Source organism: Saccharopolyspora tripterygii (assembly GCF_054778355.1).
In genome coordinates this window covers 111,915-124,787 of sequence record NZ_BAAGZP010000007.1, presented here as the reverse complement: position 1 = coordinate 124,787, position 12,873 = coordinate 111,915, and the positions used below count along the sequence as shown (strand labels likewise).

At 70.7% G+C, this 12,873-nt stretch carries 14 protein-coding genes; 4 read left to right on the top strand and 10 right to left on the bottom strand.

Annotated features, from left to right (window positions below):
* Window positions 1-138: 138 nt before the first annotated feature.
* A complete protein-coding gene (gene bldD, locus ACYVF3_RS05335) occupies window positions 139-627 on the top strand; it encodes a transcriptional regulator BldD (RefSeq protein WP_010311046.1) in 489 nt (162 codons plus the stop codon).
* A 249-nt stretch (window positions 628-876) separates the two neighbouring features.
* Here bldD and nusB read toward each other — a convergent pair whose 3' ends face one another.
* The 3 genes from nusB to ACYVF3_RS05320 all read right to left on the bottom strand — a co-directional run bounded on the left by nusB (window position 877) and on the right by ACYVF3_RS05320 (window position 3,085).
* Window positions 877-1,329 carry a transcription antitermination factor NusB gene (nusB, locus tag ACYVF3_RS05330; protein WP_461153066.1) on the bottom strand — a complete coding sequence of 151 codons (453 nt, stop codon included), beginning with the start codon at window positions 1,327-1,329 and terminating at the stop codon, window positions 877-879.
* Window positions 1,326-1,892 carry an elongation factor P gene (gene efp, locus ACYVF3_RS05325; protein WP_461153065.1) on the bottom strand — a complete coding sequence of 189 codons (567 nt, stop codon included), beginning with the start codon at window positions 1,890-1,892 and terminating at the stop codon, window positions 1,326-1,328. The genes nusB and efp overlap by 4 nt, the downstream gene beginning before the upstream one ends.
* Window positions 1,893-1,975: 83 nt before the next feature.
* Window positions 1,976-3,085, bottom strand: coding sequence for a M24 family metallopeptidase (locus ACYVF3_RS05320; protein ID WP_461153064.1), 1,110 nt, complete (start codon window positions 3,083-3,085; stop codon window positions 1,976-1,978).
* A 179-nt stretch (window positions 3,086-3,264) separates the two neighbouring features.
* On the opposite strand from ACYVF3_RS05320, the gene ACYVF3_RS05315 reads away from it, so the two are divergent.
* On the top strand, window positions 3,265-3,783 hold the full coding sequence (locus ACYVF3_RS05315; RefSeq protein WP_461153063.1) for a methylated-DNA--[protein]-cysteine S-methyltransferase: 519 nt from the start codon (window positions 3,265-3,267) through the stop codon (window positions 3,781-3,783).
* Here the strand turns inward: ACYVF3_RS05315 and ACYVF3_RS05310 are convergent.
* Complete coding sequence (locus tag ACYVF3_RS05310; RefSeq protein ID WP_461153062.1) at window positions 3,727-4,422, bottom strand: spermidine synthase; 696 nt, start codon at window positions 4,420-4,422, stop codon at window positions 3,727-3,729. The two genes, ACYVF3_RS05315 and ACYVF3_RS05310, sit on opposite strands and share 57 nt — an antisense overlap.
* 209 nt (window positions 4,423-4,631) lie before the next feature.
* Window positions 4,632-5,930, bottom strand: a complete 1,299-nt coding sequence (locus ACYVF3_RS05305; protein ID WP_461153061.1) for an MFS transporter — start codon at window positions 5,928-5,930, stop codon at window positions 4,632-4,634.
* Window positions 5,931-6,001: 71 nt separating this feature from the next.
* On the opposite strand from ACYVF3_RS05305, the gene ACYVF3_RS05300 reads away from it, so the two are divergent.
* Both ACYVF3_RS05300 and ACYVF3_RS05295 read left to right on the top strand, forming a co-directional pair.
* The gene (locus ACYVF3_RS05300) at window positions 6,002-6,949 is read left to right on the top strand and encodes a GlxA family transcriptional regulator (RefSeq protein ID WP_461153060.1); all 948 of its coding nucleotides are present in this window, start codon (window positions 6,002-6,004) and stop codon (window positions 6,947-6,949) included.
* An 86-nt stretch (window positions 6,950-7,035) separates the two neighbouring features.
* Window positions 7,036-7,701: a DUF4232 domain-containing protein gene (locus tag ACYVF3_RS05295; protein ID WP_461153059.1), complete on the top strand. Its 666-nt coding sequence runs from the start codon at window positions 7,036-7,038 to the stop codon at window positions 7,699-7,701.
* A gap of 340 nt (window positions 7,702-8,041) precedes the next feature.
* Here ACYVF3_RS05295 and ACYVF3_RS05290 read toward each other — a convergent pair whose 3' ends face one another.
* The 5 genes from ACYVF3_RS05290 to aroC all read right to left on the bottom strand — a co-directional run bounded on the left by ACYVF3_RS05290 (window position 8,042) and on the right by aroC (window position 12,863).
* Window positions 8,042-9,505, bottom strand: coding sequence for a beta-xylosidase (locus ACYVF3_RS05290; protein WP_461153058.1), 1,464 nt, complete (start codon window positions 9,503-9,505; stop codon window positions 8,042-8,044).
* Complete coding sequence (aroQ, locus tag ACYVF3_RS05285; RefSeq protein WP_461153057.1) at window positions 9,505-9,939, bottom strand: type II 3-dehydroquinate dehydratase; 435 nt, start codon at window positions 9,937-9,939, stop codon at window positions 9,505-9,507. Before aroQ ends, ACYVF3_RS05290 begins: the two co-directional genes overlap by 1 nt.
* Window positions 9,936-11,045 carry a 3-dehydroquinate synthase gene (gene aroB, locus ACYVF3_RS05280; protein WP_461153056.1) on the bottom strand — a complete coding sequence of 370 codons (1,110 nt, stop codon included), beginning with the start codon at window positions 11,043-11,045 and terminating at the stop codon, window positions 9,936-9,938. The genes aroQ and aroB overlap by 4 nt, the downstream gene beginning before the upstream one ends.
* A 94-nt stretch (window positions 11,046-11,139) precedes the next feature.
* Window positions 11,140-11,658 carry a shikimate kinase gene (locus ACYVF3_RS05275; protein ID WP_461153055.1) on the bottom strand — a complete coding sequence of 173 codons (519 nt, stop codon included), beginning with the start codon at window positions 11,656-11,658 and terminating at the stop codon, window positions 11,140-11,142.
* Complete coding sequence (gene aroC, locus ACYVF3_RS05270; RefSeq protein ID WP_461153054.1) at window positions 11,658-12,863, bottom strand: chorismate synthase; 1,206 nt, start codon at window positions 12,861-12,863, stop codon at window positions 11,658-11,660. Before aroC ends, ACYVF3_RS05275 begins: the two co-directional genes overlap by 1 nt.
* Window positions 12,864-12,873 lie beyond the last annotated feature (10 nt).

Here is a 12,873-nt window from a genome sequence, read left to right as displayed (position 1 = left end):
GGCGCTCGCCACATCGGCACCCAAGACCAACTTGACCTGGTGACGCTCGCGAGCGAACATTACTCTCCGTATCGATCTGAGCTTTGCTCCCCGGTCGCCGTTATCGGCTGACGGGGCGAACGAACGGAGAAACGCCACATGGGCGACTACGCCAAGGCGCTGGGCAGCAAACTCCGCGCCATCCGCCAGCAGCAGGGTTTGTCGCTGCACGGCGTCGAGCAGAAGTCTGGCGGACGGTGGAAGGCCGTGGTCGTCGGGTCCTACGAGCGAGGCGACCGCGCGGTGACCGTGCAGAAGCTCGCTGAACTCGCCGATTTCTACGGCGTACCGGTCGCGGAGCTGCTGCCCGAGGGTCGCGTGCCTTCCGGTGCCGAACCGGCCACGAAGGTCGTGATCAACCTCGAGCGCCTGCAGCAACTGCCTGCCGAGAAGGTGGGTCCGCTGGCCCGCTACGCGGCCACGATCCAGAGCCAGCGCGGTGACTACAACGGCAAGGTGCTGTCCATCCGCACCGAAGACCTGCGGTCCCTGGCGATCATCTACGACATGACGCCGGGCGAGCTCACCGAGCAGCTCATCGACTGGGGTGTGCTTCCCCCGGAGGCGCGCCCTGCCCGCGAGGAGTGACACAACACCGATAAAGCGGACCGGGGCACCCTGCGGCGACGCCGCAACGGGTGCCCCTGGGCGTTTCAGGCCCCTCACCCGTTCGGCTGCCGGAGAGGCGCGCTGTGCTCGCTCAGGGCGACGCAGGCGGGCTCCGTTCGAGTGAGAGGTCCTCGCGCGCGAAGAAGGGCACCTGCCAGGCGGCAGGTGCCCTTCTTCGCGTCTCGTGAATGCGGCGACCCTGCTCCGGCCGCTGCGCGGTCCGACCGCTCAGTCGACCGGGGTCTCCTCCTTGGGGAGGGTCTTGCGGAGCCTGTCTCGGATGCCCGCCAAGCGGCCCAGAACGCCGTTGACGAAGCGCGGCGAGTCGTCGGTGGACAGCGCCCTGGCCAGCTCCACCGCCTCGTCCACGGCCACCACAGGTGGCACGTCGCCCTTCGGGCACCACAGCAGCTCGTAGAGGCCCAGCCGCAGCACGGCGCGGTCCACGACCGGCATCCGCGAGAGCGTCCAGCCCTCGATGTGCTGGGTGAGCAGCTCGTCGATCCGCTCGCGGTTCTCGTTCACGCCCTCGACCAGGATGATCGTGTAGTCGGGCACCGCAGCCGTGTCGGGCGCGCCGATCCGGTCGGACATGAGCGTGACCGCATCGGTCTCGCGCAGGTCGGCCTCGTAGAGGAAATCGACCGCACGCTTTCGAGCCTTGCTGCGCGAGCCGCTCATTTGGAGTTGACGCGGCTGAGGTACCGGCCGTCGCGCGGGTCGACCTTGACCTTGTCGCCGGTGTTCAGGAACAGCGGGACCTGGACCTCGGCGCCGGTCTCCAACGTCGCCGGCTTGGTGCCGCCGGTCGAGCGGTCGCCCTGCACGCCCGGGTCGGTGTGCTCGACGACGAGCTCCACGGAGGCGGGCAGCTCGACGTACAGCGGCGCGTCCTCGTGCCGGGCCACGACCACCTGGCTGTTCTCCAGCATGTAGTTCGCGGCGTCACCGACGATGTCGCTGGACACGCTGACCTGGTCGAAGGTCTCGGGCTCCATGAAGACGTAGTCGTTGCCGTCGTAGTACAGGTAGGTCATCTCGCGACGGTCGACGTTCGCGGTGTCCACCTTCACGCCGGCGTTGAAGGTCTTGTCGACGACCTTGCCGGAGAGCACGTTCTTGAGGGTGGTGCGGACGAAGGCGCCGCCCTTGCCAGGCTTGACGTGCTGGAAGTTGACGACGGACCACAGCTGGCCGTCGAGGTTGAGCACCAGTCCGTTCTTCAGGTCGTTCGTGGAAGCCACGTGGGTGTTCTCCTGTGGTGATGGCTTGGCGTTGCGCCGGGCCGTAACGGGCTGCCGGCGAAATTCCGCGCACTCGTCGTGCGTCAGACTTCGACGAGCTCTTTGGTCGTCAGGGTGAGGAGCTCCGGTGTGCCGGGACGCACGACCAGTGTGTCCTCGATACGGACCCCGCCCTGCCCGGCCAGATAGACGCCAGGCTCGACGGTGACCGCCATCCTTTCGGCAATTCTACCGTCCCCTCGCTGGGACAACGTGGGTGCCTCGTGGATCTCGAGCCCCACGCCGTGTCCCAAGCCGTGCAGGAACTGCTCCCCGTACCCGGCATCGGCGATCACGTCGCGGGCCGCGGTGTCGACGTCGCGGACCTCCGCGTCGATCTTCACGGCCGCTCGCCCGGCGCTCTGCGAGGCCCGGACCAGCTCGTAGATCTCCCGCTGCCAGTCGGCCGCCTTGCCCAGCACGACGGTGCGGGTCATGTCCGAGTGGTAGCCGTCGACCAGCGCGCCGAAGTCCATCTTGACGAAGTCCCCGGCCGCCAGCACCGCGTCGGTGGGCCGGTGGTGCGGGACCGCGGAGTTCGCGCCCGCCGCGACGATCGTGTCGAACGACGGGCCCGCGGCGCCGTTGTCCAGCATCCGGGCCTCCAGATCGCGGGCGACCTCCAGCTCGGTGCGCCCCGGGCGCAGCCCGCCGTGCTCGATGAGCCCGGTCAGCGCGCGGTCGGCGGCGGCGCAGGCCATCCGCAGGGCCTCGATCTCGGCGGCGTCCTTGATCAGCCTCAGCTGCTCCACCATGCCCGGCGCCCGGACCAGCTCGGACTTGCCCGCGGCGTCGCCGAGCACGTCCCGGTTGTCGACGGTGACGTGCTGGGACTCGAAACCGACCCGCCGGTACACCGCGGCCTCCTCGCAGAGGCGCTGCGCGATGGTCAGGTCGCTCGCCCGGTCGATGACGCGTTCCAGGTCGCCGACCTGCTCCTCGGCTTGGGTCAGGTAGCGGCCGTCGGTGCAGAACACCGTGCGGCTCTCACCGCCGGGATCGTCGGCGGCGTGCACCACCAGCGCGGCGTTGGACCCGGTGAAGCCCGTCAGGTAGCGGATGTTGAGCAGGTCGGTCACCAGCATGGCGTCCAGGTCCCGCTCCCGCAGCCGGCTGCGGAGTGCGTCTCGTCGGTGGGCGTGCGTTTCGGACATGTTTCGGAGCCTAACTCGCAGGACAGCGGATTGACCTGCCTCGGACGGCCGTTTGCGGAAAGCCGCCAGGACATTGCTGGACGGGCCCGTCACGTGCAAGTCGGGGGCGGTGAAAGCCGCAGGTGAGCAGATCTTCGCGGCACGGCGGGAGTGTCGGCCGGGCTCGGTATGGTGGTTCCGTGGAGCTGCGCTGGAGCACGCTGTCGGGTCCGGTCGGTGAGATCACCGCGGTCGCCTCCGAGTCCGGTGTGCGGCACGTCGCCTTCGCCGGTCCGGACGTCGCGCTGAGCGAGTTCCCGACGGCAGGACGCGGCGGTCTCGCCGACGAGGCGGCGCGCCAGCTCGACGAGTACTTCTCCGGCCACCGCAAGGAGTTCCAGCTCGCGATCGACTGGACCGGGCTCGACGGGCTGCGCGCGCACGTGCTGCGAACGCTGCTGGAACTGGTGCCGTTCGGCGACACCGTCAGCTACAAGGGCCTCGCCGAGCTCTCCGGCAGGCCGGAGGCGTCCCGCGCGGTGGGCACGATCATGGGCTCGAACCCGGTGCCGCTGATCGTGCCGTGCCACCGCGTGCTGGCCTCCGGCGGCGGGCTCGGCGGGTTCGGACCCGGCCTGGAGGCCAAGCGAAAGCTGCTGGTGCTAGAGGGAATCCTGGAGCCCAGCCTGCTCGAACTCGACCTGGTGCGAGACGAATAGGTGGTAGGTCGTCTCGCGCTGCCCGAGGGTGACCGGGATCGCCAGCTCGTCGCACTCGCCGAAGACGTCGCGCATCGCCCGCAGCAGGTGCGGTGAGGTGTCGGCCGACCACACCGCGAGCGTGCCGCCGGCGGCGAGCTTGTCCTTGCAGCGGCGGAGGAACGCCGAGTCGTAGAGCGCCGAATTCGCCTCGTAGACCAGGAAGTCCGGTCCGTTGTCGACGTCGAGCAGCAGCACGTCGCAGCCGCCGTCCGGCCGGCCCTCCAGGACCTCGGCGACGTCGCCGACGGTGATGCGCACCCGCTCGTCGGCCAGCGCCTCCGCGGTGTCGGGGATCAGGCCGTCGCGGTGCCAGCCGACGAGGTCGGGTTCGATCTCGACCACGTGCGCCTCGCGCACGCGCTCGTCGGCCAGCACCTCGCGCAGCGTGAACCCGAGGCCGAGCCCGCCGATGAGCACCCGCAGCCCGTCGGTGCGGGTGAGGTGCTCCAGCGTGGCGGTGGCCAGCATGCGCTCGGTCGCGGTGTGCGCGGTGTCCATCACGAACACGCCGTTGACCCGCAGTTCCAGCGCGTCGTCGCGGCGCATCAGCACGAGCTCACCGCGCTCGGCGACCGCACGGGCGAGAACCTCAGACATGGCCGTTGAGAATACCCGGCCGTTCCCACCCGCTCGCAGGAACTGGCAATTTCGCAGGTCAGCGAATCTGAACCGATTCTCCCCGCCGGAACCGGCGAACTCGCTGGTCAGGCGACCGGCTGAGCCGTCCGGCCGAGCTCCGGCTGCTCCCTCCGGCCGCTTTGCCGATCTCGGGAGCGCTCTCTTTAATGAGCTCCGGCGAACGCCCCTCAGGCGCCCGTCCGGGCCGGATCCGCGCCCCGGTCCGATGCGGGTTCCTCGGGGGCGTTCCGCCGGATCGACACCGAGAAGGCCGTCGCCAGCAGGCAGAGCAGCCCGGCCCCGTACCAGGCGAGCGCGTAGTCGCCGAAGTGGTCGCGGATCAGCCCGGCTCCCCCGGCGATGACCGCGGCGCCGACCTGGTGCGAGGCGAACACCCAGCCGAACACCACCGAGGCCTTCGGCCCGAAGTGCTCCCGGCACAGCGCCATCGTCGGCGGCACCGTGGCGACCCAGTCCAGGCCGTAGAACACCACGAACAGCACCATCTCGATGCCCGGTTCGGGGGCGAACAGCTGCGGCAGCACGAACAGCGAGATCCCGCGCAGCGTGTAGTAGACCGCGAGCAGCACCCGCGGGTTGATCTTGTCGGTGAGATATCCCGACGCCACCGTGCCCAGCACGTCGAAGACGCCGATGACCGCGAGCAGACCGGCCGCCATCGTGGTGGGCATCCCGTGATCGTGCGCGGCGGGCACGAAGTGGGTGTTGACCAGACCGTTCGTGCTGGCACCGCAGATCGCGAAACCACCTGCCAGCAACCAGAAGGTGCGCGTGCGCGCCGCCTCCGCGAGCGCCTTGACCGCCAGGACGGCGGGATTTCCGCGCTCCTGCACCGGTTCCGGTTCGTCACCGGTGGCACCGTAGGCGGAAAGCCCCAGATCGCTGGGGCGTTCGCGCATGACGAGCCGGACGACGACGGCGACCACCAGGGCCGAGGCGGTGATGACCAGCGAAGCCACCCGCCAGCCCCAGTTCTCCACCAGCACCGCTTCCACCGGCAGGAAGACCAGCTGGCCGGTCGCGCTGCCCGCGGTGAGGACCCCGCTGACCAGGCCCCGTCTGGCCACGAACCAGCGATCGACCACAGTGGACACGAACGCCAGCGCCATCGAACCGGTCCCCAGGCCCACCAGCAGCCCCCAGCACAGGATCAGCTGCCACGGCTCGGTCATGAAGACCGTGAGCCCGCTGCCCACCCCCACCAGCACCAGCGCCGCGGTGGTGACGCGCCGGATCCCGAAGCGGACCATCAGCGCCGCCGCGAACGGCGCGGTGAGGCCGTACAGCAGCAGGTTGAGCGACACCGCCGCCGAGATCAGCCCGTGCGGCCAGCCGAACTCCTGGTGCAGCGGGTCCATCAGGACTCCGGGCGCCGACCGGAAGGCGGCGGCCCCCACCAGGGCGATGAACGCGACGACGGCGATCGACCAAGCGGGGTGGACCCGCGCAGGCAGCACTCGAACCATGAGGACCAGCATCATCGAGCGCTGATTCCCGAACCAGTGGCCGGAGGGACATTCTGTGGGAAGATTCGGCCATGAGGCCGCACCGCATCGCCGTGCTGGGCGTGGAGACGGTCATCGGGTTCGACCTGTCGATCGCCCCGCAGGTCTTCCCCTGTGCGTCCAGCCCGGACGAGCCGCTGTACGAGGTCCACGTGTGCAGCATCGACGGCGGACCGCTCCGCACGACCCGGGGCTTCTCGATCATGCCGGAATCCGGGATCGGCGCGCTGGGCGAACCGGACACCGTGATCGTCCCCGGCGTCGAGACCGATGACTTCGCCGAAGACCCCAAGGTCACCTCATACCTGCGGAACCTGCCCGACGGCACGCGGATCATGTCGATCTGCACCGGCGCCTTCGTGCTCGCCGCCGCCGGCCTGCTCGACGGACGTCCCGCCACCACGCACTGGGCGCACGTCGAGCGGTTCCGCGAGATGTTCCCGGAGGTCGACCTGCGCCCCGACGTGCTGTTCGTCGACGACGGCGACGTGCTGTCCTCGGCAGGCGTGGCCGCCGGGATCGACCTGTGCCTGCACGTCCTGCGCAACGACCACGGCAGCGACGTCGCCAACCGGGCCGCGCGGCGCAACATCGTGCCGCCCTGGCGCGACGGCGGGCAGTCGCAGTTCATCGAGCGCCCGATGCCCTCCCCCGGCATCACCGGCACCGCACCCACCCGCGAATGGCTGATGCACCGGCTCGCCGAACCGCTGACGCTGGAGGCGATCGCCGCGCACGCGGGCATGAGCGTGCGGACCTTCACCCGGCGCTTCCGCGAGGAGACCGGGACATCACCGCTGGACTGGCTGCTGCGGCAGCGCATCGAGCACGCGCGGCACCTGCTGGAGCACACCGACCTGGCGATCGAGGAGGTCGCGCTGCAGTCGGGGCTGAGCACGGCGACCTCCCTGCGCAAGCACCTGCGGGCCCGGCTGGGCCTCGGACCCGCCGCCTACCGGCGGACCTTCCGCCAGGAGTAGTTGCGCCCGCTCACGACCCGAGCAACCTTCCCGGTCGATGCGCGTCTTCTGGAGATGAGTGATCGACGCGGAGGAGGCGGGAGAACATGGCTCGGACGAGGATCATCCTGGCGGCAACGGCCGCACTGCTGACGGCAGGCCTCAGCGCCTGCGACGAGGAAGGCGGCGACGCGTCGTCCAGCGGCGTGGTCGTCGAGGCCCCCGCGACCTCGTCGGAAGCCCAGGCGACCGAGGAGCCCCCGCCGAGCGAGGCGGAACCGTCGGAAACCGCGAGCGAACCTTCCGAGACGGTGCCGGACGAGGGCGAGCAGTCCGCTGAGCGGCTGTGCGAGGTCGCGGACCTGACCGTGACGGTGAAGTACGTCGACGCCGGAGCCGGGACCGTGCACCGGGCGCTGCAGTTCACCAACTCCGGCGGCCGCACCTGCGAGATCCAGGGATTCGCCGGTGTGTCGTTCGTCGGTGGCGAGGACGGCCACCAGATCGGCAAGCCCGCCGACCGCGTCGGCGACAAGGGACCGGCCATCACGCTGCGAGCCGGGGCCCAGGCGTGGGCGCCGCTCGCGTCCCCGCACGCGGAGAACTACGACCCCGCCACCTGCCGGCCGGAAGAAGCCCGAGGCCTGCGCATCTACCCGCCCCAGGAGTACGACTCGCTGTTCATCCCCCTGGCCGAAACCGCCTGCGGCAACCCCGACCTCCCAGGCGAACAGCTCAAGGTCGAAACCCTCCACCAAGGCACCCCGTCCTGACCGGCTCCGTCCGGACCTGACCGACTCCGTTGCGAACCCAGGTGGGTGAAATCCCAGTTTTAGGGGTCGTTTCAGAATGCGGCGGAGCCGTTGTTTCAGGTGTGGGACTCAGCTGGCACCGCCGCGGGTTCTCACACGTCGTCTGGCGAGTACGCCGCGACGCCGTGTATTGGCATACATCAGGAGTGGCGCACGGAGTCCAGGCGGCGTGTGAGGTTCCGCTACCCGCACCGCCAAGCAAGGTGATTCTGCAACGACCCCTTAGTCCAAACTGAGCGGACATTTCGGGCGTCGAGGGTCCTCGGTTTGGACTAAAACTGCGCGATGCCAACGTTCGTTGTCAACGTGCGCCCGGGCGGAGGTCGGCCTGAACGGGGTGGGTTCGCCACTGCGAGTCCGTCACGTCGGCGATGGTGGAGGCGTTCGCCTTCGCCGCTTCCTCGGTGACCACCCACAAACGGCCCTTCGCGTCGAGCAGGCCGACCGTGCCCGACGGAGACCGCAGAGCCGGGGCGCCCGAGGCGATCTCGGCGACCACCGGGAGGGCGTCCACCGCGTCCGGCCGGTCGTCGAGCACCCCGGCCGCCAGGGTTTCGGCGACCGAGCGGCGCTCGAACCGGACCTTCCCGCCGTCGTGCACGAGGTCGACCGTGCGGACCGGCGACGGAACCGCGAACCCCTCCAGCGTCCGGGCCGCCCTCGGGGCGGTGCCGCAGCCGCCCGCATCGGTGATGTCGATGCCGAAGTGCCGGATGTCGGTGGGAGCCGGGCCCAGCCCGGTGGCGCGCAGGACGTCGAGCGGCACGGTCCCGCACGGGTCCGATGTGGACGGACGAATCCGCCCCTCCCCGTCGCGGACCAGCCCCGGCCCCTCCTGCCACGGACCGGGAACCGTCACCGGCTCGTAGGGATGCCGGGTGAACTCCCTGTCCCAGAAGGTGATCCGCGTCCCGCCTGCGGTCTGGTGCGCGATGGCGAAGGCGTCCAGCGTCGGCGAGTAGGCCCAGTCCGCGCTGAACGCGTCGGCCACCGACCGCTCGCGCTGCCCGCCCGCCGGGCGGAACCCGCGCTCGGTCAGCGCCTGAACTCCCTTGCCGAACAACGGGTCTCGCGATCTCAGCACGAACTGCCCGGCTCCGTTCCAGCCGGCGCCCTTCGCCGTGGTGTCGGTGAACATCAGGTAGAACCAGCCGTCCACGAACACCGCGGACGGCTGCCCGGCGCCGTAGACGTTGGCCCGCTGCACCTCTCCCGACGCCGAGGCGATCGGCGCGGGACCGCGGGTCCAGGCAATGCCGTCCGCGCTGCGGGCGACGCCGATGGCGTTGCCGTGCGCGTGATCCCCTGCCGCACCCGTGTAGTAGAGGTAGTACTCGCCGCCCACCCGCAGCACCGAGGGATCGCAGGTGTGCATCCCGTCGAAACGCCCCGGCTCACCGGAGAAGACCGGGACCGCGGGCGCACCGCCCTCGGAGAACGGACCGTCCGGCGAGGCCGACGAGGCGTGCAGGACGTCGTCGCCCGCCGGGCCCACGCCCGGCAGCTGGCTGCACCACCACGCCCGGTACCGGCCGTCCTCGGCCAGCACCGTCGGCCCGTAGTTGTACGGCGCGGGCTGCCCGCCCGCCGCCACCACGCCCGGGCTCCCGCGCTCGGCACCCGTGGTCAGCTCCACCGGCTGCGGCACCGGAGCCGGTCGCCGCTGCTGCGCGACCGGGGCGACGGGGGTGCCGGAGACGTGCGTGCACCCCGCCAGCAGCGCGACGGCGACCAGGCATAACGGCAGCCGGCCGGAACCGCGCACTACTCCCCCGCGTTCTCGGCCAGCCAGCGGATCGCCAGCGGATATCCGGCCACGCCCAGTCCGGCCATCACCGCGGTGGCGATGTCGGACAGGTAGCTGGTGTGCCGGAACGGCTCTCGCTTGTGCACGTTGGAGATGTGCAGCTCGACCAGGTCGGCGGTCAGTTGCGAGGCGGCGTCGCGCACCGCCACCGAGTAGTGGGTCCACGCGCCCGCGTTGAGCACCACCGGCCAGGCGGCGTCGGCGGCCTCGTGCAGCCAGCCGACCATCTCGCCCTCGTGATCGGTCTGCCGCACCTCGACCTCGACTCCGAGATCCGTGCCCGCCCGCTCGCACATCGACACGAGGTCGGCGTAGGTGGTGCTGCCGTAGACCGAGGGTTCGCGCTTGCCGAGCCGCCCCAGGTTGGGCCCGTTGAGGACGAGGACCTTCACAGCAGCACCTCCGTGCTGGACTTGTTCTCACCACCGGTGATGGCCGAGTAAGCGGCGGCGATCAGCGACGGGTCCGGGCCCTCCAGCCGTTCCGGCTTGGCCAGGCCGTCGAGCACCACGAACCGCAGCACGCCGGAGCGGTTCTTCTTGTCCGCCTTCATGCCCTCCATCAGCGAGCCCAGGGCGTCCGGGTCGTAGGTGGTGGGCAACCCCAGCTGGTCGAGGATGCGCTTGTGCCGGTCGGCGGTGTCGTCGTCGAGACGTCCCGCCAGCCGGGCGAGTTCCGCCGCGAAGACCAGCCCGACGCTGACCGCGGCCCCGTGGCGCCAGCGGTAGCGCTCGCGCCGCTCGATGGAGTGAGCCAGCGTGTGCCCGTAGTTGAGCACCTCGCGCAGGTGCGACTCCTTGAGGTCCGAGGACACGACGTCGGCCTTGACCTGGATGGAGCGGCGGACCAGCTCGGCCAGCACCTCACCGGCCGGGTCGGTGGCGGCCTCCGCGTCGGCCTCGATGAGCCGCAGGATCTCGGGGTCGGCGATGAAACCGGCCTTGACGACCTCCGCCATGCCTGCGAGGAGTTCGTTGCGCGGCAAGCCTTCCAGCGTCGCCAGGTCGCACAGCACCAGGCTCGGCTCGTGGAACAGGCCCACCAGGTTCTTGCCCGCGTCGGTGTTGATGCCGGCCTTGCCACCGACCGCGGCGTCGACCATGCCCAGCAGCGTGGTGGGCACGTGCACGGCCTTCACACCGCGCATCCAGGTGCCCGCGACGAACCCGCCGAGGTCGGTGACCGCGCCGCCGCCGAAGGAGACCACGACGCCGTCGCGGTCCATGCCGATCTTGCCCAGCACCTCCCAGCAGAACCCGGCGACCTGCAGGTTCTTGCCGTCCTCGGCGTCGGGGATCTCGACGCGGTGCGCGTCGATGCCGGCCTCGGTCAGCTCCTCGCGGACCGCCTCGATGGTGGCGGTGATCGTGGGCTGGTGCACCAGGGCGACGCTCGACGCGTCGCTGAGGAACTCCACCAGCTCACCGAGCAGGCCCCGGCCGACGACCACGTCGTAGGGCTGCTGGCCGTTCACGCTGATCCGAACCGGCTCGGTCATCGTCGTCCCTTCGGCAATCGTGGTGTTCTCAAGAGGGTATCGAGGTCGTGCTGGGCGGCGGGGCGAGTCGGAGAACCCGATCGGCCCGCACGCACTAGTGGGAAGCGAGCGCGTTGAGGTCGGCGAGCACCCGGTCGACGACCTGCGCGGGGTCGAGCTCGTCGGTGGCGACCTCCACGGCGGCCACCGAGCGGTAGATCGGCATGCGCGCGTCCAGCAGCGCCTTGAACGTGGCGCGCGGGTTGACCCCGGCCAGCAGCGGGCGGGCTGTGGACAGACCGGCGCGGCGGGCGCCTTCGGCGAGGCCCACCGTCAGGAAGACCACCGGGTGCCCGGCCAGCCGCTCGCGGGTCAGCTCGGAGAGCACCGCTCCGCCGCCCAGCGCGAGCACGCCGTCGTGCTCACGCAACGCGGTGTCGACGGCCTGCTCCTCCAGCTCCCGGAACGCGGGCTCGCCGTCGTTGGCGAAGATGTCGGAGATCTCGCGGCCGGTGCTCTGCACGACGTCGGCATCGGTGTCCCGGAACCGCGCGTCGAGGCGTTCGGCCAGCAGCCTGCCGATGGTGCTCTTGCCCGCTCCGGGCGGGCCGATCACGATCGCGCGCGGCGACATCACCGCACCTGCCGCTTCTCCGCGCGCTCGCGCAGCGAGGCGAGGTAGCCCTCGACGTTGCGGCGGGTCTCCGGCAGCGAGTCGCCGCCGAACTTCTCCAGCGCGGCCTCGGCCAGCACCAGCGCCACCATCGTCTCGGCGACCACGGCTGCGCGCGGCACGGCGGTGATGTCGGAGCGCTGGTGCATCGCCTGCGCGGGCTCACCGGTCACCATGTCCACAGTGGCCAGTGCGCGCGGCAGGCTGGAGATGGGCTTCTTCGCGGCGCGCACGATCAGCGGCTCGCCGTTGGTGATGCCGCCTTCCAGGCCACCGGCGCGGTTGCTGTCGCGGCGGACCCAGTTGACGCCCTGGTCGGGGTAGATCTCGTCGTGCGCGGCGCTGCCCCGGCGGTGGGCGTTGGCGAAGCCCTCGCCGATCTCCACGCCCTTGATCGCCTGGATGCTCATCAGCGCACCGGCCAGGCGCGCGTCGAGCTTGCGGTCCCAGTGCACGTGCGAGCCGATGCCCGGGGGGAGATTGTAGGCGATGACCTCGACGACGCCGCCGAGCGTGTCGCCGTCCTTCTTGGCCGCGTCGACCTCGGCCATCATCCGCTCGGTGGCGGTGTCGCCGAAGGCCCGCACCGGGTTCTCGTCGATCGCGGCGAGGTCGTCGGGGCCCGGCAGCACCTCACCCGAGGCGTCGACGCCACCGAGGCTGACGACGTGGCTGACGATCTCCACGCCGAACAGCTGGCGCAGGAACTGCCGCGCGACGGTTCCGGCGGCGACGCGGGCGGCGGTCTCACGGGCGCTCGCCCGCTCCAGGACCGGGCGGGCCTCGTCGAAGCCGTACTTCTGCATGCCGGCGATGTCGGCGTGACCGGGACGCGGGCGGGTCAGCGGCTCGTTGCGGGCCAGGTCGGCCAGCACGTCCTCGTCGACCGGGTCGGCGGCCATGACCTGTTCCCACTTGGGCCACTCGGTGTTGCCGATGCGCACCGCGATCGGGCCGCCCTGGGTGCGCCCGTGCCGGACGCCACCGATGATCTCCAGCTCGTCGGACTCGAAGTTCATCCGCGGGCTGCGCCCGAAACCGAGCTTGCGACGCTCCAGCTGGGTCGCTATCTCGGTCGAGGTGACCTCGACTCCGGCCACCATGCCTTCCAGCACCGCAACGAGGGCGGGGCCGTGCGATTCTCCAGCGGTCATCCAGCGCAACACACCTGTAGAT